Origin of the sequence: Aeromonas lusitana, from assembly GCF_002812985.1 — a bacterium.
GTDB lineage: Bacteria > Pseudomonadota > Gammaproteobacteria > Enterobacterales > Aeromonadaceae > Aeromonas > Aeromonas lusitana.
This window is the reverse complement of the sequence record NZ_PGCP01000005.1, coordinates 215,338-239,075: the sequence shown is the minus strand read 5'-3', so window position 1 is coordinate 239,075 and position 23,738 is coordinate 215,338. Positions and strand designations below refer to the sequence as shown.

Sequence of the window (23,738 nt, the reverse complement as noted above, 5' to 3'; positions counted from 1 at the left end):
ATGCTGAACCAAATCAAAGGCAAGTTGATCGTCTCCTGCCAGGCGCTGGAAGATGAGCCGCTCTACAGCGACTTCATCATGGGGCGCATGGCGCTGGCGGCCGCCCGGGGTGGTGCCAGTGCCATCCGGGCCAATAGCGTGGTGGATATCCAGGCCATCAAGCAGCAGGTGTCGCTGCCGGTCATCGGTATCCTCAAGCGGGATTATCCGGGCTCCGAGGTCTATATCACCGCCACGCTGCGTGAAGTGGATGAGCTGATGACGGCCTCACCCGAGATGATTGCCATGGATGCCACCCTGCACCCGAGGCCCGATGGGCAGAGCCTGGCGCAGATGGTCGAGGCCATCCGGGCCCGTTATCCAGCACTGCTGCTGATGGCGGATATCGCCACCCTGGAGGAGGCCGTGCATGCCGAACGGCTTGGTTTTGACTGCGTCGGCACTACCCTGCACGGCTACACCCGGGAGACGAAAGGCCACAAGCTCCATGACGATGATTTTGCCTTCCTGCGCGCCGTGCTGGCCGCCGTCACTGTGCCCGTGATTGCTGAGGGGAATGTGGTGACGCCGCAGATGGCGACCCGTTGTCTGCAGCTCGGCGCCCATGCGGTCGTCGTGGGTGGCGCCATCACCCGTCCCCAGCAGATCACAGAGCGATTCATCGAGGCGATGGGGCTGTAAGCCGGCGGCATATCCAAGGGTGGTGGCCGCTGGCCCCCGGCCTGTTGAGTCCCCACCGTTATACAAGGTGGGGCGACTCTGTGTCAGGGCGGCAGCCCATCAATCCGTGCGTATTGCTCGCCCAGGGGCTCAATCCCCTGGGCTTTTCTGTGTCTGAATTCGTCACAGTGAGGCTCTTGGTGGCTATCGGCGCGGGGGAGGGGCTGGCTACACTGGCTGGGTCAGTGCGGGGCAGGGGATGGCTCTGCCCGCATCGGAACCAGGAGTGGGAGTGGCCTATGAAGGTTGCATGGAAGAGGAGGGGCTGGCTCGCCGTGATGCTGGTGGCGGGCCTGATATCGGGTTGCGCCGTGATTGCGCCCGCGCCCATCGAGTATCTGCCGCAGGATCCGCCGCCGGGGGCCGTGCCTTATGGCAAGCAGGTCTATGTGGACGATGGCCGCTGCCCGGACGCCCAGGTGAAGCGGATTGTCGGTGGCGATGCCAAGAAGAATATCCCGCGCCAGGTGGAATGTGTGCCCAGACCGCAATGATAAGTGATTCTCAGTAGCGAAACATGCTGTAAAAAAGAGCCAGGGCAGTCGCCTTGGCTCTGTTTATATATGGGGAGTCTGGGAGTCGCCGGGCTAGAAGGCGTCTCCCGGCACCCGTACCCAGCCCTCCATCAGGATGCGGGCGGAGCGTGACATCACCGCCTTGGTGACGGACCAGTCCCCGTTCACCCGACGCGCCTCTGCGCCCACCCGCAGGGTGCCGGAGGGGTGGCCGAAGCGCACCGCCTCCCGCTCGCCGCCACCCGCCGCCAGGTTCACCAGGGTGCCGGGAATGGCCGCGGCTGTGCCGATGGCCACGGCGCAGGTGCCCATCATGGCGTGGTGCAGCTTGCCCATGGAGAGGGCCCGTACCAGCAGATCGATCTCGCCCGCCTTCACCTCCTTGCCGCTGGCGGTGTGGTAGTCCTTCGCCGGTGCGACGAAGGCGATCTTCGGCGTATGCTGGCGGGTGGCTGCCTCTTCGGCGCTCTTGATGAGCCCCATGCGCAGGGCGCCGGCGACGCGGATTGCCTCGAAGCGCGCGAGTGCCTCCGGGTCTGTGTTGATCGCCTCGCGCAGCTCTGCACCTGTGTAGCCAATTTCCTCGGCGTTGACGAAGACCGTGGGGATGCCGGCGGCAATCATGGTGGCCTTCAGCACGCCGATGCCGGGGACTTCCAGCTCGTCTATCAGATTGCCGGTGGGGAAGAGGGCGCTGCCTTCCTCGCCATCATCCGAGGGGTCGAGAAACTCCAGCACGATTTCGGCGGCGGGGAAGGTCACCCCGTCCAGTTCGAAGTCGCCTGTCTCCTGCACTTGGCCATTGGTCACCGGCACGTGGGCTATGATGGTCTTGCCTATGTTGGCCTGCCAGATCCGCACCATGCAGGTGCCGTTATCCGGGATGCGGGCCGGGTCCACCAGGCCGGCGTGGATGGCGAAGGCGCCGGCGCCGGTGGAGAGGTTGCCGCAGTTGCCGCTCCAGTCCACGAACGCCTTGTCGATGGCAATCTGGCCGTAGAGGTAGTCCACGTCGTGATCGGGCTGGCTGCTTTTGGAGAGGATCACGCACTTGGAGGTGGAGGAGGTGGCGCTCCCCATGCCATCGATATGGGCACTGTAGGGATCCGGGCTACCGATCACCCGCATAAACAGCTTGTCGCGGGCCGGGCCGGGCACCTGACAGCGCTCGGGCAGGTCTTGCAGACGGAAGAAGACCCCCTTGCTGGTGCCGCCGCGCAGATAGGTGGCCGGGATTTTGACTTGTGGTGTATGGGCCATAGAAATTATCCAAAAAAGGGTGATGCGCCTTCTCTTTTGGGGAGAAGGTGCCTGAAAGGGGGAGTCGGATGAGGGAGACCTATTTTCCCTCACCCAACCCTCTGCCAGAGGAAGAGGAACCTGGCCCGATATTAGCTGGCGGCCTTGTGGGCCGTCGACTCCAGGAAGTCCTGGGCGAAGCGTTGCAGCACGCCGCCCGCCTCGTAGACAGAGACCTCCTCGGCGGTATCTAGGCGACAGGTCATGGGGACCTCGACCACCTCGCCGCTGCGGCGGCGAATGACCAGCGAGAGATCGGCGCGCGGCTTGCGCTCCCCCACCACGTCATAGGTCTCGGTACCATCCAGACCAAGGGTCAGGCGAGTGGTGCCAGGCTTGAACTCCAGGGGCAGTACCCCCATGCCGATGAGGTTGGTGCGGTGAATGCGCTCGAAACCTTCCGCCGCTATCACCTCTACCCCCGCCAGCCGTACCCCCTTGGCCGCCCAGTCCCGGGAAGACCCTTGCCCGTAATCGGCGCCGGCGACGATGATCAGCGGCTGCTTGCGCTCCATGTAGGTTTCGATGGCTTCCCACATCCGCATCACCCGGCCTTCCGGCTCGACGCGGGCGAGCGACCCCTTCTTCACGGCGCCGTTCACTACCGCCATCTCGTTCACCAGCTGGGGGTTGGCGAAGGTGGCGCGCTGGGCGGTCAGGTGATCGCCGCGGTGGGTGGCGTAGGAGTTGAAGTCCTCCTCCGGCAGGCCCATCTTGTGCAGATATTCCCCCGCCGCGCTGCTGCGCATGATGGCGTTGGACGGCGACAGATGATCTGTGGTGATGTTGTCCGGCAGCACAGCCAGCGGCCGCATGCCGCGCAGGGTGCGCTCGCCCGCCAGGGCTCCCTCCCAGTAGGGTGGGCGGCGGATATAGGTGCTCTGGGGGCGCCAGTCATACAGGGGCGCCACCTTGGGACCCAAGTCCTCCTCTATGGTGAACATGGGGATATAGACCTGGCGGAACTGGGACGGCTTGACCGAGGACTTGACCACGGCGTCGATCTCCTCGTCGCTCGGCCAGATGTCTTTGAGGCGCACTTCCTTGCCGTTCACCACACCCAGCACATCCTTCTCGATGTCGAAACGGATGGTGCCGGCGATGGCGTAGGCCACCACCAGGGGCGGGGAGGCGAGGAAGGCCTGCTTGGCATAGGGGTGGATGCGGCCGTCGAAGTTGCGGTTGCCCGACAGCACTGCCGTGGCATACAGATCCCGGTTGATGATCTCCTGCTGGATGGCGGGATCCAGGGCGCCGGACATGCCGTTGCAGGTGGTGCAGGCGAAGGCCACCACGCCAAAACCGAGTCGCTCCAGCTCCTCGTCCAATCCTGCCTCTTTCAAGTAGAGGGCGACTGTCTTGGAGCCGGGCGCGAGGGACGACTTGACCCAGGGTTTGCGCACCAGACCGAGCCTGTTGGCGTTACGGGCCAAGAGGCCTGCGGCAATCACGTTACGCGGGTTGCTGGTGTTGGTGCAACTGGTGATGGCGGCGATGATGACGGCCCCATCGGGCAGCAGGCCGTCGGCCTCCTGGGTGCGGGCCTTGTCCAGATCCACCGCGATACCGCGCTCCGCCAGGGCGGAGACCGGCAGGCGGCGATGGGGGTTGGAGGGGCCGGCCAGGGTGCGTACCACGGTCGACAAATCGAAGTGCAGCACGCGCTCGTACTGGGCGCTCGCCAGAGCATCGGCCCAGAGGCCGGCTTCCCTGGCATAGGTCTCCACCAGTTTAACTTGGCTGTCGTCGCGGCCGGTGAGTTTGAGGTAGTCGAGGGTCTGGTCGTCGATGAAGAACATGGCCGCGGTGGCGCCGTATTCCGGCGCCATGTTGGAGATGGTGGCGCGATCGCCCAGGGTCAGGGCGGCGGCGCCCTCCCCACGGAACTCCAGATAGGCGCCGACCACCTTCTGCTGGCGCAGGAACTCGGTGAGGGATAGCACCACATCGGTGGCCGTGATGCCGGGCTGCGGCTTGCCACTGAGCTCGACGCCGACGATCTCCGGCAGCCGCATCCAGGAGGCGCGGCCCAGCATGACGTTCTCGGCTTCCAATCCGCCCACCCCGACCGCTATGACGCCGAGGGCGTCAACGTGGGGGGTGTGGCTGTCGGTGCCGACGCAGGTGTCCGGGTAGGCGAGACCACGATCGGCGTGAATGACGGGGGACATCTTCTCCAGGTTGATCTGGTGCATGATGCCGTTGCCGGGCGGGATCACCTCGATATTCTTGAACGCCTGCTTGGTCCAGTTGATGAAGTGGAAGCGATCCTCGTTGCGGCGATCCTCGATGGCGCGGTTCTTCTCGAACGCCTGGGGATCGAAACCGCCACACTCCACGGCCAAGGAGTGATCGACGATAAGCTGCACCGGCACCACAGGATTGACCTGGGCGGGATCCCCCCCCTGATCGGCGATGGCATCGCGCAGGCCCGCCAAGTCCACCAGGGCGGTCTGGCCCAGGATGTCGTGGCAGACCACCCGGGCCGGGAACCAGGGGAAGTCGCGATCACGCTTGTTCAGGGCGATCTGGCTCAGGCACTCGGTGAGGATGACCGGATCGCACTTGCGCACCAGGTTCTCGGCATGGACGCGGGAGGTGTAGGGCAGCCTGTCCCAAGCGCCGGGCGCGATGGCGTCGACCGCCGCCCTGGCATCGAAGTAGTCAAGCGAAGTGCCGGGCAGGGGCTTGCGATACTGAGTGTTTATCATCACTTGCGCTCCTGATTCTTCTCGGCATGCACGCGGGAGGTGTAGGGCAGGCGGTATTGGCTGTTGACGTGGCTCATGGGCGCTCCTTGAGCGGCACGAACTTGAGATCTTCCGGGCCGACGTAGTTGGCGCTCGGGCGGATGATCTTGCCGTCGATGCGCTGCTCGATGACATGGGCGGACCAGCCGGAGGTGCGGGCGATGACGAACAGCGGGGTGAACATGGCGGTGGGCACCCCCATCATGTGGTAGCTGACAGCGCTGAACCAGTCGAGGTTCGGGAACATCTTCTTGGCGTCCCACATCACGGCTTCGAGGCGCGCGGCTATGTCGAACATCTTGGTGTTGTGCTGCTCCTGGCTGAGATCACTCGCCACCTGCTTGATCACGTGGTTGCGCGGGTCGGAGACTGTGTAGACGGGGTGGCCGAAGCCGATGACCACTTCCTTCTTCTCGACCCGGGCGCGGATGTCGGCCTCGGCGTCATCCGGATTGTCGTAGCGTTTCTGGATCTCGAACGCCACCTCGTTGGCGCCGCCGTGCTTGGGTCCGCGCAGGGCGCCGATGGCCCCCGTGATGCAGGAGTACATATCGGAGCCGGTGCCGGCGATGACGCGGCCGGTGAAGGTGGAGGCGTTGAACTCATGCTCGGCATAGAGGATGAGGGAGGTGTGCATGGCGCGCACCCAGGAGGCGCGGGGCTTGTGCCCGTGCAGCAGGTGCAGGAAGTGGCCGCCGATGGAGTCGTCGTCGGTCTCGACATGAATGCGCTTGCCGTTGTGGCTGAAGTGGTACCAGTAGAGCAGCACGGACCCCAGGCAGGCCATCAGCTTGTCGGCGATGTCGCGGGCGCCCGGGTGGTTGTGGTCGTCCTTCTCGGGGGAGAGGCAACCCAGCACGGAGACGGCGGTGCGCATTACGTCCATGGGATGGGCGCTCGGGGGCAGCTGCTCCAGGGCTGTCTTGACCCCGGTGGGCAGGCCGCGCAGGGCCTTGAGTTTGGCCTTGTAGGCGGCGAGCTCCGCCACATTGGGAAGATGCCCGTGCACCAGCAGGTGGGCGATCTCTTCGAATTCGCAGCTGGTGGCGACATCCAGGATGTCGTAGCCACGGTAGTGCAGATCGTTGCCGGAGAGGCCCACGGTACACAGAGCCGTGTTGCCGGCGGCGGTGCCGGAGAGGGCGACGGATTTCTTGGGCTTGAAGCCGGTGGTCGTTTCGGGAATGGCGCTCATCACATGTTTCCTCATTCAGTCCGTTGAAGCGCCAGCCGCCAGCATGAGGCGGCTGGTCGCGGGCTTATTCCTTGGTGAACAGTCTGTCCAGAGTCTGCTCGTAGTGGTGATAATCGAGGAAGTCATAGAGGGACTCCCGGGTCTGCATGGTGTCGACCACGGCGCGCTGGTGGCCATCGCGGCGCAGCTGCTGATAGACATTGAGGGCGGCCTGATTGGCGGCGCGGGCAGCGCTCAAGGGGTAGAGCACCATGTCGACGCCGTGGGCGGCCAGCGCCTCCTTGTCAAACAGCTCGGTTTTACCAAATTCGGTCATGTTGGCCAGGATGGGCACCCCGACAACCTGCTTGAAGCGATCGTACTGGTCCAGCTCGGTGACCGCCTCGGCGAAGATCATGTCGGCGCCCGCTTCCACGTAGGCGGCGGCGCGCTCGAGGGCCGAGCCCAATCCTTCCACCGCCAGGGCGTCGGTGCGGGCCATGATGACGAAGCTCTCGTCCTGGCGGGCATCCACCGCGGCCTTGATCCTGTCCACCATCTCGGCGATGGAGACGACCGCCTTGTTCGGTCTGTGACCGCAGCGCTTCTGGGCGACCTGATCTTCCATGTGAACGGCGGCCACGCCGCCGCGCTCGAAGGCACGGACAGTGCGGGCGATGTTGAAGGCGCCGCCCCAGCCTGTGTCTATGTCCACCAGCAGGGGAACCTGGGTGGCGGCCGTGATGCGCTCGGCATCGATCAGCACGTCATTCATGGAGGTCATGCCCAGATCCGGCAGGCCGAAGGAGGCATTGGCCACCCCGGCACCGGACAGATAGAGGGCCTTGAAACCGCTGCGCTCGGCCATCAGCGCCATGTAGGCATTGATGGTACCGACGATCTGCAGAGGTTTCTCATTGGCCAGGGCACTGCGAAAACGGGTACCGGCCGAGGGGGATAGCTTGGACATTGTGACTCCTTTCATGGGCTTCTTGTCTGCTGCGGATAGCACTATCTGACACCACGTTTACGTTAACGTCAATGCGGCTTAGGTCGAAGGCTGAGCCCTTGGGGCGCCGCCTTCAGCGGCATTGCAATAACCTCTGTTAAGTCAAGCAGATAGGCTCTTCATCTCCAGGCAAGACTTGGTCATGGCGCCGTCGCCATGGGGGTTCAGGGGGATTCTGTCCTCTTCACTACCGGGCTTCAACGGATTCGAAAGGACTGTCATGAGATGAAAAGTGGCTGTCGCCCGATGCAAAGCGGACGTTTACGTAACCCCCTAGATTCAATCCGGACGAAGACTTTCACTCACGAATGGATTGGAGAACAGCCATGGCCAACGCCATACGCTTTTATGAAACCGGGGGCCCCGAGGTCCTGCGTTATGAAGAGATTTGTGTCGGGGAACCCGGGCCTGGCCAGGTGCGTCTGCGCCACGCCGCGGTCGGTCTCAACTATGCCGACACCTATTTTCGTAACGGTACCTACCCGATCCCGCTGCCCAATGGCCTGGGGGTCGAGGCGGCCGGTGTGGTCGAAGCGGTGGGCGAGGGGGTGACCCATGTCGCCGTCGGCGATCGCGTCACCTATACCGGCTTTATCAATACCCTGGGCGCCTACTCGACCGAGCGCCTGATCCCGGCCGCCCCCCTCATCAAGCTGCCGGACAGCATCACCTGCGAGACCGCCGCCGCCATGACCATGCGCGGCCTCACCTCCGCCTACCTGATGCGCCGCATCCACGACTTCAAACCCGGTGACAGCATCTTGCTGCACGCGGCGGCCGGTGGTGTGGGTCTCATCGTCGCCCAGTGGGCCAAGCTGCTGGGACTGACGGTGATCGGTACCGTTTCGAGCGAGGCGAAGGGGGAAGTCGCCCGGGCCCACGGCTGCGACTACATCATCGACTACAGCCGTGAGGACGTGGCCCAGCGGGTGCGCACCCTGACCGAAGGGGCGGGGGTCGACGTGGTGTTCGACAGCGTCGGCAAGAGCACCTTCATGGGATCCCTCGATTCCCTCAAGCGCCGCGGCCTCATGGTCTGCGTCGGCACCGCCTCTGGCCCCATCGACGGCTTCAACCCCCAGTTGCTGGCCATGAAGGGTTCCCTCTACCTGACCCGGCCGGCGCTCGCCGATTACATCGCCGATCCCGCAGAGAAAGCCGCCCTGGCGGGTGAGCTGTTCGATCACGTGGCCAGCGGCCGGATCAAGATAGAGATCAACCAGAAGTACGCGCTGCAGGACGCGGCGCAGGCGCACCGGGATCTGGAGTCTCGCAAGACCACAGGCTCCTCCATCTTCGTTATCTAGGGTGCGAGCTCTCCGCCCCATGGGGCGGGGAACTTGTCCGGTCGCCTGACTTGTCATCTAGGGAGAGAGACATGCGTGTAGAACAACTGACCTGCCATATCGGCGCCGAGCTGTCTGGCGTCAACCTGGCGGATGCCGTCCATGACGGGGATCTGTTTACGGAGATCCGCGCCCAGCTGCTCAGGCACAAGGTGCTGTTCCTGCGCAATCAGGAGATCAGCCGGGCCGATCACGTGGCCTTCGCCCGTCGCTTCGGCGAGCTGGAGGATCACCCGGTGGCGGGCAGCGATCCGGACAACCCCGGCCTGGTGCGCATTTACAAGTCGCCGGAGGTGCCAAACGATCGCTACGAGAACGCCTGGCACACGGATGCCACCTGGCGCGAGCAACCCCCCATGGGCTGCGTGCTGCGCTGTGTGGAGTGCCCGCCCGTAGGTGGTGACACCCTCTGGGCCAATATGGCGGTGGCCTATGCCCAGTTGCCAGAAGAGATCAAACAGAAGATCGCGGGGCTCCGTGCCCGTCACAGCATAGAGGCGAGTTTTGGCGCCGCCATGCCCATCGAGAAGCGCCTCGCCCTGAAGGCCCAGTTCCCGGATGCCGAGCACCCTGTGGTGCGTACCCACCCGGAGACGGACGAGAAGATCCTGTTCGTCAACGCCTTCGCCACTCACTTCACCAACTACCACACCCCGGCCCATGTGCGGGTCGGCCAGGATTACAGCATGGGGGGCAGCGATCTGCTGCGCTACCTCATCAGCCAGGCCTATATCCCCGAGTTCCAAGTGCGCTGGCGCTGGCAGCCGGGAAGCATAGCCATCTGGGACAACCGCAGCACCCAGCACTATGCCGCCATGGATTATGCCCCCTGCCATCGCAAGATGGAGCGGGCCGGGATAATGGGCGACAAGCCCTTCTAAGAACTTGCCCACGTTCTTACTACGAGGCCGTGATCAAGGCTCATGCGCTGCTCGGAATCCTCATGTGTGCTTACACACTCCGGTTCCTGCGCTGCTCTTTACCTTGTTGACGACCTCTCGCGACAGACCGTGAACATGTTCCAACCCATACCGAATGCCCCGGGCGCGTGGATAGCCCGGGCGCCATTTCACATCTCAAGGAGAGAAACAGATGCAATTTTTTGACGATTCCCTGCACCCGGAAAACATGGAAAAGGTTGTCATCACGGTCGCCCCCTATGGCCCTGAGTGGGCGCCTGAGGACTTCCCGGAGGACATCCCTGTGACCATGGAGGAGCAGATCCAGAAGGCGGTGGAGTGCTACGAGGCAGGCGCCACCGTGCTGCACCTGCATGTGCGTGAATTGGATGGTACCGGCTCCAAGCGGCTGTCCAAGTTCAACGAGCTGATCGCCGGGGTGCGCAAGGCGGTGCCGGACATGATCATCCAGGTCGGCGGCTCCATCTCCTTCGCGCCGGAAGGGGAGGGGGAGGCGGCCAAGTGGCTCTCCGACGATACCCGCCACATGCTGGCTGAGCTGACCCCGAAACCGGATCAGGTTACGGTCGCCATCAACACCACCCAGATGAACATCATGGAGCTGCTCTACCCGGAATACCTGGAAGGCACCTCCCTGGCCCATCCGGCCTACCAGGCTGCCTACAGCGAGATGACGGTCCCGGCCGGTCCGGCCTGGGTGGCGGAGCACCTGAAGCGCCTGATGGCCAACGGCATCCAGCCCCACTTCCAGCTGACCGGCATGCACGCCATGGAGACCCTGGAGCGACTGGTGCGCAGGGGCGTCTACATGGGGCCGCTGAACCTGACCTGGATCGGCATCGGCGGCGGCTTCGATGGTCCCAATCCGTTCAACTTCATGAACTTCGTCCACCGTGCGCCGGATGGCTGCACCCTGACCGCCGAGTCCCTGCTCAAGAACGTGCTGCCGTTCAACATGATGGCCATGTCCATGGGGCTGCACCCGCGCTGCGGTATCGAGGACACCATCATTGGTCAGCACGGCCAGCGCATGAGCTCGGTGGAGCAGATCCGCCAGTGCGTGCGGGTCGCCCATGAGCTCGGCCGCGAGGTGGCCAACGGCAAGGAGGCGCGCGCCATCTATCGCATCGGGGTCCAGTACGACAGCGTCGAAGAGACACTGCTGGCCAACGGCATGGCGCCGAACCGCTCCCAGGGCCAGAAAGGGGTGCCCCAGCGCTCCTGAGCCAGTTGGGTCGCAGTGTGAAAAATAAGCACCGCGACCCGTCAACTCCGTTTGCCAAAGGGCCGCAGCCCTTGCACTATGCAGCACCCGGCAAACTGATGGATGTGTCAGTAGTGGGTTTCCGGCGGCTCCAGCCACCGGTACCCCGACCGGGTTCCAACCCAATTTGTTGTAGCGCGAGGGATTGTATGGCTACGTATCATATCGATGAGGGCGCGGCCGGCGAGGTTGCCGTGCCCCGTCGCTACGCCTGGATAGTGTTTGCACTGACCTTCGGCCTGCTCATCTCCGACTATATGTCGCGCCAGGTGCTCAACGCCGTGTTCCCCATGCTCAAGGGGGAGTGGGTGCTCTCGGATACCCAGCTTGGCCTGCTGAGCGGCATAGTGGCGCTCATGGTCGGGCTGCTCACCTTCCCGCTCTCTCTGCTCGCCGATCGCTTCGGCCGGGTGAAGAGCCTGGCCCTGATGGCCGCGCTCTGGAGTCTGGCGACCCTGGGCTGCGCCCTGGCCCAGAACTACGAGCAGATGTTCATCGCCCGCTTCCTGGTGGGGGTGGGGGAGGCCGCCTATGGCAGCGTCGGCATCGCCGTGGTGGTCTCCGTCTTCCCGCGGGAGATGCGGGCCACCCTCTCCGGCGCCTTTATTTCCGGCGGCCTGTTCGGCTCTGTGCTCGGCATGGCCAGCGGAGGTCTGCTGGCCCATTGGCTCGGCTGGCGCTGGGCCTTCGCCGGCATGGCCCTGTTCGGCCTGCTGCTGGCGGCGCTCTACCCCCTGGTGGTGAAAGAGTCGCGGATCTCGACCCCGTGCCGCGGCGCCAAGGGATCGGCCGGGGGACGCAATCCCCTGCGTAGCCTCTACTCCAGCCGCTCGGTGATCTCGGCCTATGTGGGCAGCGGCTTGCAGCTGTTCGTCGGTGGCACCGTCATCGTCTGGATGCCGAGCTACCTTAACCGCTATTACGGCATGGAGACGGATAAGGCGGGGGCGGCGGCGGCCATCATAGTGCTGTGCAGCGGCGCTGGCATGATCCTGTGCGGCATGCTGAGCGACAGGCTGTGCAAGGCGCGGCCGGATCGCAAGATAAGCCTCGCCATCGGTTATTGCATCGGCAGCTGCGCCCTCTTGTCCCTGGCGTTCGCCCTGCCGTTCGGCCTGCCCCAGTTGGTGCTGATCTGCCTTGGCATGTTCATCGCCACCGGTACCTCTGGCCCCGCCGGCGCCATGGTGGCGAACCTGACCCACGCCAGCGTGCACGGCACCGCCTTTGCGACCCTGACGCTCGCCAACAACCTGCTCGGCCTCGCGCCTGGCCCCTTTATCACCGGCAAGGTGTCCGATCACATCGGTCTGGATAATGCCTTCCGGCTGGTGCCCCTCATCAGCATCGCGGCGGCCATGGTCTTTCTCTACGCCAGGCGCCACTACCACAAGGACGTGGCCCGACTGGAGGGGGAGTCCTCCCCGTCCATCGCCCCCGATCCCGCCATCAACGAAGGTCACACGGAGGTCAGGGCATGAGCCGTTCCCTGCAAACCCTGAAACTAGATGTCTATTTCGATTTCATCTGTCCCTGGTGCCTGATCGGCAAGCGCCAGCTGGACCAGGCCCTGTCCCTGCTGCGGGTCGAACGACCCGAATTGCGGGTGGAGCCGCGCTGGCACGGGGTGCAGCTGCTGCCCTATCTGCCGCTGCAGGGGGAGGATTTTCACGATTTTTATCTGCGCCGCCTCGGTAGCGAGCCTGCTGTGCGGCTGCGCCAGGCCCAGGTGCAGCAGGCCGCGGCGACCGTGGGCGTACATCTGGACTTTGACAAGATCCCCCGCATGCCAAATACCGCCGATGTCCATCGCCTGTGGCAACGGGCCTGCCAACTGGGCACGCCGAAGCAGCAGGAAACACTGCTCGAATCGCTGTTCGCCAGTCACTTCCTGCAAGGGGGGGATCTGGGGGATGGAAATCTGCTGCTGGACCTGGCCGAGCGGGCCGGTTTTGCCCTGGGGGCCCTGGTCAGCTGCCTGCACGGGGATGGCAGCCCCTTCTCAGGGATAGCCGAGGGGCCCGCGAGTCAAGGAGTGCCCAGCTTCGTGATGGGAGGGGGTCTAACCCTCTCCGGCGCCCAGCCGGTGGAGAAACTGCTCGCCAGCCTGCGCTTGGCGATGGCGGCCGAGGAGAGCCGGGCGAGGGAAAAAGCGCGCCTCGAAGTGCCCGCCAGCCGGGTGCCTGCCCCCGGTCAGCGAGCCCTCATCGAAGGGGAGGGCAAGAGCCTGGTGCTGTTCAACATCGACGGCGAGTTTCATGCCATCGATGACAGCTGCCCCCATCAGGGCGCCTCCCTGTGCGGCGGCAAGCTGGAGGGGGAGACCATCCAGTGCCGCGCCCACGGCCTGCGTTTCAACCTGCGCACCGGTTACCTGCAGGGGGCGACCCAGCTCAAGGTCGGCCGCTATCCGGTGGAGCGGGAAGGGGATCGCCTCTTTATCGTTCTGACACCCGAGGAGAGCCTCTCATGCATGCCATAGCCTTGACGGATCGCTTCGCTCGGGTGCGCGAGCTGGCCCCCGGCATGACCATCAGCCTGGTAGTGGCCGCGGCCGCCACCTTCCTGGCCGAGCACTACGGTGCCCCCGTGCTGCTGTTTGCCCTGCTGCTTGGCATGGCGCTGAACTTCCTCAGCGGCGAGGGGAGCTGCAAGGCGGGCATCGAATTCACGGCGCGCAGCGTCTTGCGCATCGGCGTCGCCTTGCTCGGCATGCGCATCACCCTGGGCCAGATAGCCGAACTCGGCTGGATGCCGGTTGTCCTGGTGGTGACCCTGGTGGTCGTCACCATCAGCCTCTCCGTCGTCGCCGCCAGGCTGATGGGCTTCCAGCGCCTGTTCGGCATGCTGACCGGAGGCGCCACGGCCATCTGTGGCGCCTCCGCCGCCCTGGCCCTGGCCGCTTCCCTGCCCAATCACCCGCAAAAAGAGCGCGCCACCCTGTTCACCGTCATCGGCGTCTCTGTGCTCTCGACCCTGGCGATGATCACCTATCCCATGATCGCCCGCTTCTTCGAGCTGACCCCGGTGGAGTCGGGGGTCTTCCTCGGCGCCACTATCCATGATGTGGCCCAGGTGGTTGGCGCCGGTTACAGCATGTCCACCGAGACCGGGGACGTGGCCACCGTGGTCAAGCTGATGCGGGTTGCCATGCTGCTGCCGGTGATCCTGGTGGCCGCCATGATCACCCGGATGCAGGGGGCGGATCCCGCCTCCGGCAAGCGGCCACCCCTGTTGCCCCTGTTTGCGGTGGGTTTCCTGGTGCTGGCCTGCATCAACAGCACGGGCTGGGTGCCCGCCATGGTCCAGAGCGGGGTCAACGATCTGTCGCGCTGGTGCCTGGTGATCGCCATCGCCGCCATCGGCATGAAGACCCAGCTCAGGGAGCTGGCGGCGGTGGGTATCAAACCCATCTTGTTGATGGTGGGGGAGACGGTATTTCTCGTCGCCTTGGTGCTGCTGTTGATGCACTGGGGGATCAAGCCTTAGGAAGGGTACGAGAGCTCGATGACGCCCCCATGGGGCGCATCGAAGCTGGATGGCCAATGGATTAGCCAGAGAGGAATCTATGAACAAGTTATATCCCAGCGCCCGGGCCGCCCTTGGCGATCTGGTGCAGGACGACATCACCATCGCCTCGGGGGGGTTTGGCCTGTGCGGCATCCCGGAGCAGCTCATAGGGGCGCTGCAGGAGAGCGGCAAGCGCGGCTTCACCATCATCAGCAACAACTGCGGGGTGGATGAGTTCGGTTTGGGGCCTCTGCTCCACAGCCGCCAGATCAAGAAGATGATCTCCTCCTACGTGGGAGGCAACAAGGAGTTCGAGCGCCAGTATCTGGCCGGGGAGCTGGAGCTGGAGTTCACCCCCCAGGGCACCCTGGCCGAGAAGCTGCGTGCCGGCGGCGCTGGCATCCCGGCCTTCTTCACCCGCACCGGTTACGGGACCCTGATTGCCGAGGGCAAGGAGACCCGTCAGTTCGATGGGGACTGGTATGTGATGGAGCGCTCGCTCACCGCGGATCTCGCCATCATCAAGGGGGCCAGGGCCGACAAGGCGGGCAACCTGATGTTCAACAAGACGGCCCGCAACTTCAACCCGCTCTGCGCCAAGGCGGGCCGGGTCTGCGTCGCCGAGGTGGAGGAGATAGTCGAGGTGGGTGAGCTGGCCCCGGACGAGATCCACCTGCCCGGCATCTATGTGCAGCGGCTGGTACTCAATCCTAATCCAGAGAAACGCATCGAAGTGCGTACCGTCATGGAGAAAAATTGAGATGGCCTGGACTCGTGAAGAGATGGCGCCGTGCATCACACAGGCGTTGCCAGTGGCTTCCTGTTTTCAACATCGTGCGCTGAGGAGCAAATAACATGGCCTGGACCCGTGAAGAGATGGCGGCACGCGCCGCACAAGAGTTGCAGGACGGCTTCTACGTGAACCTCGGCATCGGCCTGCCGACCCTGGTGGCCAACTACATTCCCGACGGCATGGAGGTGTGGCTGCAGAGCGAGAACGGCCTGCTCGGCATAGGCCCCTTCCCAAGCGAAGAGGAGCTGGACCCGGATCTCATCAACGCCGGCAAGCAGACCATCACCACCCTGCCCGGCAGCAGCTTCTTCGACAGCGCCGAGAGTTTCGCCATGATCCGCGGCGGTCACATCAACCTGGCGCTGCTCGGCGCCATGCAGGTCTCCGAGCGCGGCGATCTCGCGAACTGGATGATCCCGGGCAAGCTGGTCAAGGGGATGGGGGGGGCCATGGATCTGGTGGCCGGGGTCAAGCGGGTGGTGGTGCTGATGGAGCACTGCGCCAAGAATGGGGAGCACAAGATTTTGGAATGGTGCAACCTGCCCCTGACCGGGGTCGGGGTAGTGGATCGCATCATCAGCGATCTCGCCGTGCTGGATGTGACCCCGAGTGGCCTCAAACTGGTGGAGCTGGCCCCCGGTATCGAATTCGAGCAGTTGCAGGCCGCCACCGGCTGCCGCATCTGCCGCTAACTCACGTGTAGGCCGACTCGTCGGCCATTTTCACGGCGAAGTGAGGATGCTTGGGCCTGCTTCGCCGCTTTTATTACTTGTCTGCGACGCCTCTGCCATCTTGCCAGGCTCCGCTTCTTGTCTGGCCTTGGCTCATCAAGCGCCGATAATCCGTTCCCCGTCTGGGCGCTGGTGAGAGTCACTCACCTCAGGTCCCGTTATTGTCCCTTTTCGAACCTGTACATCCCTGCGTGGATGCCGTCCGGCACCCCTTTTTCACCCGTTTTTCGGCGCTGCCAATGTCTGTCATCAAATGAAAAGTGGCTGACGTTCAATGGCAAGCAGGGGGGCCGGGCTGGCCGTAGAGTCGGTAGCAACAACACAGAGCGCACCCGGGGGAGGAACCCGCAAGGGAGGAGGCAAACAGAGCGCCCCCTCGTCCCCAAGGGAAGCGCCGACCCTGGCACAACCGCCAGGCAAGAAGCCAAGCAACACCATCAAGCCAACGGAAACGGCGATTAAACAGAGCAAGACCAACAACAAATAACAAAAGATGACACTCGGAGAGACTGTAATGGATTACAAGCACACGAGTCATGGCGCTGGCGCATTGCGCGTCAGCCTGCTGGCGACGGCCATCGCGGCCGTCCTCATGCCAGGCGTTCAGGCGGTGGAAATCGACACGGGCAGCGAAGAGTGGTCCGTGCGCTTCGACAACACCGGCAAATTCAACTACGGCATGCGCACCGAGAGTGCGGACTCCCGCATGCTCGCCACCCCGAACAACAACGATGGGGATTACAACTTCAAGGACGCCGGCGACACCGTCACCACCCGCTTCGATCTGCTGACCGAGCTCGACGTGGTGAACAAGGGCAATACCGGTTTTCGCATCAGCGCCGCCAGCTGGTATGACTACGCCTACAGCGGCGTGGGCGCCGATGAGAATCCCTTCATCAATGGCAACGACGAGCGCTCCGGCATCGCCGGCTGGGCGGGCAGACCCGCGGCGCCCGCCATGTTCGGCAGCTCGCACCTGAGCGACTACGCCGACCGCTACTACCACGGCCCCTCCGGCGAGATCCTCGACGCCTTCGTGTTCCACAACATGGAGCTAGGCGACGAGTCCCTGCTCGGGGTCAAGATAGGTCAGCACAACATCTTCTGGGGGGAGACACTGCTGAGCCCGGTGCACTCGGTCAGCTACGGCCAGTCCGGTCTGGATCTCGCCAAACTGGCGGCATCCCCCGGCACGGAAGCGAAAGAGCTGTTTGTGCCCCGCAACCAGATCTCTGCCTCCTTTACCCTGAACCCGGAATGGACCTTCGCCGCCCAGTACTTTCTCGACTGGAACGCCGCCCGATTGCCGGAAGCCGGCACCTATTACGGTGGCTCCGATCTGGTGGGCTTCGGCGCCCAGTCCTTCCTGCTGGGCCACACCGGCGGCCCCGGCCTGGCCGGGCCGAACGGCACCCTGAGCAACATCCGCCGCGGCGAGGACATAGAGCCAGGCAAGCACGGCGACTGGGGCATCATGACCAAGTGGTCCCCCGAGGCGCTGGACGCCACTCTGGGAGCCTACTACCGCCGCACCGCCGACATCCTGCCCCAGGCGGTGCTGGATGCCAGGGGGCTGAACACTGGCGGACAGGGGCTCAGAGGCATACCGACCCTGCGCAACTCAGTGGATACGGCGAGCTACAGCTTCGCTTATGGTGAAAACATCGACATTTTTGGCCTTAGCCTATCCAAAGATGTGGCTGGGGTGAGCGTGGGCAGCGATTTGAACTATCGCCATAACATGCCGCTCTCCAGCATCCCGGCCCTGCTGAGCGCCGCCGGCGCTGACAGCCTGGCCAGTGGTTTCGGTGCCTTGCCGCCGCGCAATGCCAACACGGGGACCCTGGTGGATGGCAGCGATGGCTACAGCGCCACCGGCGACACCCTGCACTGGACCATCAACGGCCTGATGACCATAGCCGACACCCCGCTGTTCGACTCCGCCGTGCTGCTCTCGGAGCTCTACTACAGCAACCTCTTGCACCTCGATGAGCACAACAAGGCGCTCTACAAAGGAGAAGACAGCTATCAGGGGCTCGACAAGTCGACCCGGGATAACTGGGGTCTGGCCCTCAACTTCACTCCGACCTGGTATCAGGTCTTCCCCGGTGTCGACATGAGCATGCCGCTCTCCGTCAACCTTGGCCTGAACGGGATCTCCCCCGTGCAGGGCGGCGGGGCGGAAGACACAGGCAACTACGCGGTCGGCCTCGGTGCTACCGTCTACAACCAGTACTTCGTCGACCTGAAATACGTGGACTCCTTTGGCAAGTCCGCCGAGTGCAATGACGGCGCCAAGGATGGGTCCACCCCCAACGCCCTGGATGCCACCCAGCGCAACACCTGTTACGCCGGCGGTTACTCCTCCTTCTCGGGAGGCGGTGCCACCACGGAAGACAGGGGCGCTGTCTACCTGACCCTCAAGACCACTTATTGAGTCACGTGACCGCATCGGAGAACGAGATATGAACCTGAACAAGACCCTGTTGGCCGCCTCTCTCACCCTGGCCCTCGCGGGCCAGGCCCTGGCAGCCGTCTCGACCAGCGAAGCCCAGCAGCTTGGCAGCAATCTGACCCAGATAGGCGCAGAGGCAGGGGCCAACGCCGATGGCAGCATCCCCGCCTACAGCGGCGGCCTGACCACGCCTCCCGCCGGGTTCAAGGCAGGTGACAGCATGCGCCCGGACCCTTATGCCGGCGACAAACCCCTGCTGGTGATCAACGGCAAGAACGAGGGGCAGTACAAGGGGCTGTTGACCGCCACCACGGCGGAGCTGCTCAAGCGCTTCCCTGACTTTCGTGTCGACGTCTACCCGACCCACCGCAGCGTGGCGCTGCCCCAGGCGGTGCTGGACAACACCAGGCAGAACGCCCTGAACGCCAAGACCCTGGAAGGGGGGATGGCGGTGGACAAGGTGCTGCCCGGTATTCCCTTCCCCATCCCCAAGACGGGGGCCGAAGCCATGTGGAACTTCCTGCTGCGCTATCAGGGGGTGAACATCGCCACCAAATATGACTCCTGGAACGTGGATTCCGCCGGGGTGGCAGCCCTCTCCACCACGGGGCAGGCGTTTATCAACTACGCCATCTACGAGGACATGAAGAAGCCCATCTCGGCCAAGGACACCTACTACCAGATGAAGCTCTACTATACGGGCCCGGCTCGCCGCGCCGGTGAGGCCATCATGCTGCGCGATGCCGCCAACCCCCTTGAGCAGCCGCGCAAGGCCTGGCAATACCTGCCGGGTCAGCGCCGGGTCAAGCTGGCGCCGAACCTGGCCTACGATACCCCGAATCCGGGCACATCTGGGGCCGGCACCTATGATGACGTCTTCGTCTTCAACGGGGCGCTGGACCGCTTCGATTGGAAGCTGGTGGGCAAGCAGGAGATGATAGTCCCCTACAACACCTACAAGCTCACCTATCAGCCCGACGCCAAGGCCCTGACCACCCCGAATTTCCTCTCACCGGATCAGGTGCGCTGGGAGAAACACAGGGTCTGGGTGGTGGAGGGAACCCTCAAGGCCGGTGAGCGCCACATCTACGCCAAGCGCCGCTTCTACCTGGATGAAGACAGCTGGGTGGCCCTGGCCTCGGATCAGTACGACGCCCGTGGTCAGCTCTATCGCGGCTCCTTCGCCTTCCTCAGCCAGAGCTACGACAAGCAGACCCCGGACGCCACCCCCTTCATGATCTATGACCTGGTGGCGGGTACCTACAACATCAACGGTGTGGTGGGACCCCATGGGGGCATCAAGTACGGCGCTTCCCTGTCCAAGGCGAAGTGGTCGCCGGAGTCCTTGGCTGGCGCCGGGATCCGCTAGGCAGTCGCGGGAGCCCGGTTCGCCATTGGCGAAGCGGGCTCCCCGGTGTTGGCATCCAGGCTCATGTGCTTGGACGCAGCTCAAGACAAGGACGTGGTATGGGTTCATTCAAGACGTTGGCGCCACTCATGTGCTGCGCCCTGCTGATGCAGAGCGCCGGCGTGCAAGCAGGGCAGGCGGCCGACTATGTGGACGTGCTGGACTTGCCGGCGAAAGCCAGCCTCCTGGCCGAGCACAGCCCTCTATTGAGTCTGGCCAGGGCTGGCAACCGGCTGGTGGCGGTGGGGCAGAGAGGTCACATCCTCTATTCCGACGACGAGGGGCTGCACTGGCAGCAGGCTCGCGTGCCGGTGAGCGTCGATCTCACCGCCGTCGTCTTCCCCACCCGGCTGCAAGGCTGGGCCGTGGGGGGGGATGGAGTGGTGTTGCACAGCCAGGACGGTGGCGCCAGCTGGCAAAAACAGCTGGATGGCCGCCAGATAGGCGATCTGGTGCTCAATCATTACTCGGCACTCGCCAAGGCTGAACCCCAGAGCGAGCTCTGGCCCCAGCTGGTGGAAGAGGGGCAACGTCTGGTGGAGGAGGGGGCCGACAAGCCATTGCTCGGCGTCTGGTTCCAGAATGAGCGGGTGGGCTACGTGGTCGGGGTGTTCAACCTGATCCTGCGCACCGACGACGGAGGCCTGCACTGGACGCCGATGCAGGATCGCACCGACAACCCGCAAGGGTTGCATCTCAATGCCATCACCCAAGCGGGCAGCGGCCTCTACCTCGCCGGCGAGCAGGGCTTGCTGCGCAAGTGGGATGAGGGGCAGCAGCGCTTCCTGGCCCTGCCGTCCCCCTACGAGGGCAGCTTCTTTGGCCTCATCGGCCAGGAAAATCAGGTGATCGTCTATGGCCTGCGCGGCCACGTCTATCGCAGCACGGATGAGGGGGCGAGCTGGACCAGGCTCGCGAGCCCGCTGCCCATCAGCATCAGCGCGGCGGTGCAAGACGGGGGCGGTCAGGTGCGCCTGTTCACCCAGACGGGGCACCTGCTGCGGGTCGATGGCAATCAGCCGTTGCAGCTGGTTCCCCAGAGCGATCCTTCACCCGTGGCGGGGGCCGCCCTGGCGCAAGATGGCGCCCTGGCGCTGGTGGGCAGCCGCGGCGTGCGCACTCTGGCCGTCAAATAGAGCCGTCAAATGATGGACGGCTGCCCAAGGGTGGCTGGATAACAATAACGAGAGAGTACCCAGATATGAGCCATGTGAAGCAAGATGCGATGCCGGTGATCCGCGATCTGGCGGATTTCGATCGGCGCTCCGGCAACCTGCTGGAGCGGCTGGTGTTCAACCACAGACCCCTGTTCATGCTGTTGATGACGCTGGCGACCCTGGTACTGGGCTATATGGCGACGACGAGGCTGGAGCTCAGGCCCAGCTTCGAGAAGATGATCCCCCAGAGCCAGCCCTACATCAAAAACTTCCTGGAAAACCGCCAGTCACTGCGCGGCCTCGGCAACTCGGTACGGGTGGTGGTGGAGAACACCCAAGGAGACATCTTCGATCCCGACTATCTTGGCGTGCTCAAGCGGGTCAACGACGAGCTGTTCCTCACCGAAGGGGTCGACCGGGCCTGGATGAAGTCTCTCTGGAGCCCGGCGGTGCGCTGGACCGAGGTGACAGAGGAGGGCTTCCAGGGCGGCCCCGTGATGCCGGACGCCTATCAGGGCAAGCCTGCCGATATCGAACAGCTGCGCCAGAACATCAACCGGGCCGGTATAGTCGGCAGCCTGGTGGCGAGCGACTTCAAGTCCAGCATGCTGATAGTGCCCCTGCTGGACAAGGCATCGGCCACGGGCCAGCCCCTCAACTATCACGAGTTCTCCCAGCGCATCGAGCAGTTGCGCGACCAGATTGAGTTCGATGGCAAGCCCCATCAGGCGGGAGAGGAGGGGACGGGCAAGTACAAGATCCGGGTCATCGGTTTTGCCAAGCTGGTGGGGGATCTCATCGATGGCCTCATCCAGGTGATCATGTTCTTCGCCCTGGCGGTGGCGACCTCGCTCCTCATCATCTTCCTCTATACCCGCTGTGTACGCAGCACGTTACTCGTGGTTGGATGCTCCCTGATTGCAGTGGTATGGCAGCTCGGCCTCGTCGCCTGGCTCGGCTATGCCATCGATCCCTATTCCGTGCTGGTGCCCTTCCTCATCTTCGCCATCGGGGTCTCCCACGCGGCCCAGAAGATGAATGGCATCATGCAGGACATAGCCCGTGGCACCCATCGCCAGGTAGCCGCCCGCTACACCTTCCGCCGCCTGTTCCTGGCCGGGGTCACGGCGCTGCTCGCCGATGCGGTGGGTTTCGCCGTGCTGATGCTGATCGACATCCCCGTCATCCAGGATCTCGCCATCACCGCCAGCATAGGTGTGGCCGTGCTCATCTTCACCTCCCTCCTGCTGATGCCGGTGGCCCTCTCCTATGTGGGGGTGGGGCGCAAGGCGGCCGAGCGGGCCCTGCGAATGGAAAACAACGCCGCCGCCCACAAGGGCTTTGGCCGGCTCTGGGATCTGCTGGACAGCTGCACCGAGCGCAAGTGGGCTACCGTGGTGGTGGTGCTGGGGCTGGCCATGGGGATCGGCGGCTACCTGGTGAGCCTGAACCTGAAAGTCGGCGATCTGGACAGCGGTGCCCCCGAGCTACGCGCGGATTCGCGCTACAACAAGGACAACGGCTATATCACAGGCCATTATGCGCTCTCGAGCGACCTGTTTGCTGTCATGGTCAAGACGGCGCCGGAGGGGTGTCTCGACTACAAGACCCTGATCCTGGCGGATCGCCTGGGCTGGGAGCTGCAGCAGCACCCCGGCGTGCAGGCCACCACCTCCTTGGTCAACGCCGTGCGCCAGATCACCGCCGGCACCTATGAGGGCAACCCCAAGCTCGCCAGCATACAGCGCAACCAGAACGTGCTGAACTACGCCGCCCAGCAGGCCTCGGTCAACAGCCCAGAGCTGTTCAACACCGACTGCTCCCTGATGCCGGTGATTGCTTACTTGAAAGATCACAAGGCCGAGACCCTGAGCGGCGTGGTGGCTATCGCCGACCAGTTTGCCCGTGACAACAGCACGGCGGATCGCCAGTTCCTGCTCGCCGCGGGTAGCGCCGGCATCGAGGCCGCCACCAATGAGGTGGTACATGCCGCGAGCCGCACCATGCTGCTCTATGTCTATCTGGCGGTGACGGTCTTCTGCCTCATCACCTTCCGCAGCTGGCGGGCGACCGTGGTGGCCCTGGTGCCCCTGATGCTCACCTCTGTACTGTGCGAGGCGCTGATGGTGGCCATGGGCATAGGCGTCAAGGTGGCGACCCTGCCTGTGATCGCGCTCGGGGTCGGCATAGGCGTGGACTATGCGCTCTATCTGCTGAGCGTGCAGTTGCACTATCAGCGCCAGGGCCTCTCTCTGGTGGAGTCCTACCGCAACGCCGTGGCCTTCACCGGCCGGGTGGTGGGACTGGTGGGGATCACGCTCGCCGCCGGTGTGGTGGGCTGGGCCTGGTCGCCGATCAAGTTCCAGGCGGATATGGGGATCCTGCTCACCTTCATGTTCCTGTGGAACATGCTGGGGGCCCTGATCGGGGTGCCTGCGCTCTCCTACTTCCTGCTGCGTGGCACCAGGCCCACCCTGGCAGAGGCCGGGGAGCAGGCCTCGCCCCGTGCGAGCGCCGACGCCGGCGCGCCCCAGGCGAGGATGGCGGCGGATCCACTGCCGGCCGATGCCCGCTGACGGGCGGCAAGCTGAATACAAAGAGGGAGGCATCAAGCCTCCCTCTTTTTTTCGGGTGCTATGAGGGGCCAGATGAATGGACACCAGGCAGGGTGGAAAAGGGAATGCATG

At 64.1% G+C, this 23,738-nt stretch carries 18 protein-coding genes; 14 read left to right on the top strand and 4 right to left on the bottom strand.

Annotated features, from left to right (window positions below):
- Positions 1 to 681, top strand: coding sequence for an N-acetylmannosamine-6-phosphate 2-epimerase (locus CUC44_RS05955; protein ID WP_244166718.1), 681 nt, complete (start codon positions 1 to 3; stop codon positions 679 to 681).
- 278 nt (positions 682 to 959) lie between these two features.
- Complete coding sequence (locus tag CUC44_RS05950; protein WP_157812749.1) at positions 960 to 1,214, top strand: DUF6719 family protein; 255 nt, start codon at positions 960 to 962, stop codon at positions 1,212 to 1,214.
- Positions 1,215 to 1,307: 93 nt separating this feature from the next.
- Here the strand turns inward: CUC44_RS05950 and prpF are convergent, their stop codons facing one another.
- The 4 genes from prpF to prpB form a co-directional block, all read right to left on the bottom strand.
- Entirely contained in the window at positions 1,308 to 2,495 is a 1,188-nt protein-coding gene (gene prpF, locus CUC44_RS05945) for a 2-methylaconitate cis-trans isomerase PrpF (protein WP_100859052.1), read from the bottom strand.
- Positions 2,496 to 2,626: 131 nt separating this feature from the next.
- Complete coding sequence (gene acnD / locus CUC44_RS05940) at positions 2,627 to 5,245, bottom strand: Fe/S-dependent 2-methylisocitrate dehydratase AcnD (RefSeq protein WP_208621031.1); 2,619 nt, start codon at positions 5,243 to 5,245, stop codon at positions 2,627 to 2,629.
- A 73-nt stretch (positions 5,246 to 5,318) separates the two neighbouring features.
- The gene (prpC, locus tag CUC44_RS05935) at positions 5,319 to 6,479 is read right to left on the bottom strand and encodes a bifunctional 2-methylcitrate synthase/citrate synthase (protein ID WP_100859051.1); all 1,161 of its coding nucleotides are present in this window, start codon (positions 6,477 to 6,479) and stop codon (positions 5,319 to 5,321) included.
- Positions 6,480 to 6,543: 64 nt separating this feature from the next.
- On the bottom strand, positions 6,544 to 7,428 hold the full coding sequence (gene prpB, locus CUC44_RS05930) for a methylisocitrate lyase (RefSeq protein WP_100859050.1): 885 nt from the start codon (positions 7,426 to 7,428) through the stop codon (positions 6,544 to 6,546).
- Positions 7,429 to 7,793: 365 nt separating this feature from the next.
- On the opposite strand from prpB, the gene CUC44_RS05925 reads away from it, so the two are divergent.
- The 12 genes from CUC44_RS05925 (at position 7,794) to CUC44_RS05870 (ending at position 23,627) form a co-directional block, all read left to right on the top strand.
- Positions 7,794 to 8,774, top strand: a complete 981-nt coding sequence (locus CUC44_RS05925; protein WP_100859049.1) for a quinone oxidoreductase family protein — start codon at positions 7,794 to 7,796, stop codon at positions 8,772 to 8,774.
- Between the two features lie 71 nt (positions 8,775 to 8,845).
- The gene (locus CUC44_RS05920; RefSeq protein WP_100859048.1) at positions 8,846 to 9,694 is read left to right on the top strand and encodes a TauD/TfdA dioxygenase family protein; all 849 of its coding nucleotides are present in this window, start codon (positions 8,846 to 8,848) and stop codon (positions 9,692 to 9,694) included.
- Positions 9,695 to 9,905: 211 nt separating this feature from the next.
- Positions 9,906 to 10,958, top strand: coding sequence for a beta-keto acid cleavage family enzyme (locus CUC44_RS05915; RefSeq protein WP_100859047.1), 1,053 nt, complete (start codon positions 9,906 to 9,908; stop codon positions 10,956 to 10,958).
- 188 nt (positions 10,959 to 11,146) lie between these two features.
- A complete protein-coding gene (locus CUC44_RS05910; RefSeq protein WP_100859046.1) occupies positions 11,147 to 12,478 on the top strand; it encodes an MFS transporter in 1,332 nt (443 codons plus the stop codon).
- Positions 12,475 to 13,479 (top strand): DsbA family protein, encoded by a 1,005-nt coding sequence (locus tag CUC44_RS05905; protein ID WP_100859045.1) that lies wholly within the window; start codon positions 12,475 to 12,477, stop codon positions 13,477 to 13,479. The genes CUC44_RS05910 and CUC44_RS05905 overlap by 4 nt, the downstream gene beginning before the upstream one ends.
- Positions 13,467 to 14,486 (top strand): YeiH family protein, encoded by a 1,020-nt coding sequence (locus tag CUC44_RS05900; protein ID WP_100859044.1) that lies wholly within the window; start codon positions 13,467 to 13,469, stop codon positions 14,484 to 14,486. The genes CUC44_RS05905 and CUC44_RS05900 overlap by 13 nt, the downstream gene beginning before the upstream one ends.
- Before the next feature lie 79 nt (positions 14,487 to 14,565).
- Positions 14,566 to 15,267 (top strand): CoA transferase subunit A, encoded by a 702-nt coding sequence (locus CUC44_RS05895; protein WP_100859043.1) that lies wholly within the window; start codon positions 14,566 to 14,568, stop codon positions 15,265 to 15,267.
- Positions 15,268 to 15,362: 95 nt separating this feature from the next.
- Complete coding sequence (locus CUC44_RS05890) at positions 15,363 to 15,992, top strand: CoA transferase subunit B (protein ID WP_100859042.1); 630 nt, start codon at positions 15,363 to 15,365, stop codon at positions 15,990 to 15,992.
- A gap of 553 nt (positions 15,993 to 16,545) precedes the next feature.
- Positions 16,546 to 18,468, top strand: coding sequence for a DUF1302 domain-containing protein (locus CUC44_RS05885; protein WP_100859041.1), 1,923 nt, complete (start codon positions 16,546 to 16,548; stop codon positions 18,466 to 18,468).
- A 28-nt stretch (positions 18,469 to 18,496) separates the two neighbouring features.
- On the top strand, positions 18,497 to 19,855 hold the full coding sequence (locus CUC44_RS05880) for a DUF1329 domain-containing protein (RefSeq protein WP_100859040.1): 1,359 nt from the start codon (positions 18,497 to 18,499) through the stop codon (positions 19,853 to 19,855).
- A 98-nt stretch (positions 19,856 to 19,953) separates the two neighbouring features.
- Positions 19,954 to 21,030, top strand: coding sequence for a WD40/YVTN/BNR-like repeat-containing protein (locus CUC44_RS05875; RefSeq protein WP_100859039.1), 1,077 nt, complete (start codon positions 19,954 to 19,956; stop codon positions 21,028 to 21,030).
- Positions 21,031 to 21,095: 65 nt separating this feature from the next.
- Positions 21,096 to 23,627 (top strand): efflux RND transporter permease subunit, encoded by a 2,532-nt coding sequence (locus tag CUC44_RS05870; RefSeq protein ID WP_244166717.1) that lies wholly within the window; start codon positions 21,096 to 21,098, stop codon positions 23,625 to 23,627.
- The last annotated feature ends 111 nt before the right edge of the window (positions 23,628 to 23,738 follow it).

Bases quoted from the DNA above. Each gene is read 5' to 3' on its own strand.
- CUC44_RS05895 (WP_100859043.1), top strand. From the start codon at position 14,566: ATGAACAAGTTATATCCCAGCGCCCGGGCCGCCCTTGGCGATCTGGTG.
- CUC44_RS05870 (WP_244166717.1), top strand. From the start codon at position 21,096: ATGAGCCATGTGAAGCAAGATGCGATGCCGGTGATCCGCGATCTGGCG.
- prpB (WP_100859050.1), bottom strand. From the start codon at position 7,428: ATGTCCAAGCTATCCCCCTCGGCCGGTACCCGTTTTCGCAGTGCCCTG.
- acnD (WP_208621031.1), bottom strand. From the start codon at position 5,245: ATGATAAACACTCAGTATCGCAAGCCCCTGCCCGGCACTTCGCTTGAC.
- CUC44_RS05910 (WP_100859046.1), top strand. From the start codon at position 11,147: ATGGCTACGTATCATATCGATGAGGGCGCGGCCGGCGAGGTTGCCGTG.
- CUC44_RS05920 (WP_100859048.1), top strand. From the start codon at position 8,846: ATGCGTGTAGAACAACTGACCTGCCATATCGGCGCCGAGCTGTCTGGC.
- CUC44_RS05915 (WP_100859047.1), top strand. From the start codon at position 9,906: ATGCAATTTTTTGACGATTCCCTGCACCCGGAAAACATGGAAAAGGTT.
- CUC44_RS05955 (WP_244166718.1), top strand. From the start codon at position 1: ATGCTGAACCAAATCAAAGGCAAGTTGATCGTCTCCTGCCAGGCGCTG.
- CUC44_RS05925 (WP_100859049.1), top strand. From the start codon at position 7,794: ATGGCCAACGCCATACGCTTTTATGAAACCGGGGGCCCCGAGGTCCTG.
- CUC44_RS05900 (WP_100859044.1), top strand. From the start codon at position 13,467: ATGCATGCCATAGCCTTGACGGATCGCTTCGCTCGGGTGCGCGAGCTG.
- prpF (WP_100859052.1), bottom strand. From the start codon at position 2,495: ATGGCCCATACACCACAAGTCAAAATCCCGGCCACCTATCTGCGCGGC.
- CUC44_RS05950 (WP_157812749.1), top strand. From the start codon at position 960: ATGAAGGTTGCATGGAAGAGGAGGGGCTGGCTCGCCGTGATGCTGGTG.
- CUC44_RS05890 (WP_100859042.1), top strand. From the start codon at position 15,363: ATGGCCTGGACCCGTGAAGAGATGGCGGCACGCGCCGCACAAGAGTTG.
- CUC44_RS05905 (WP_100859045.1), top strand. From the start codon at position 12,475: ATGAGCCGTTCCCTGCAAACCCTGAAACTAGATGTCTATTTCGATTTC.
- prpC (WP_100859051.1), bottom strand. From the start codon at position 6,479: ATGAGCGCCATTCCCGAAACGACCACCGGCTTCAAGCCCAAGAAATCC.
- CUC44_RS05880 (WP_100859040.1), top strand. From the start codon at position 18,497: ATGAACCTGAACAAGACCCTGTTGGCCGCCTCTCTCACCCTGGCCCTC.
- CUC44_RS05875 (WP_100859039.1), top strand. From the start codon at position 19,954: ATGGGTTCATTCAAGACGTTGGCGCCACTCATGTGCTGCGCCCTGCTG.
- CUC44_RS05885 (WP_100859041.1), top strand. From the start codon at position 16,546: ATGGATTACAAGCACACGAGTCATGGCGCTGGCGCATTGCGCGTCAGC.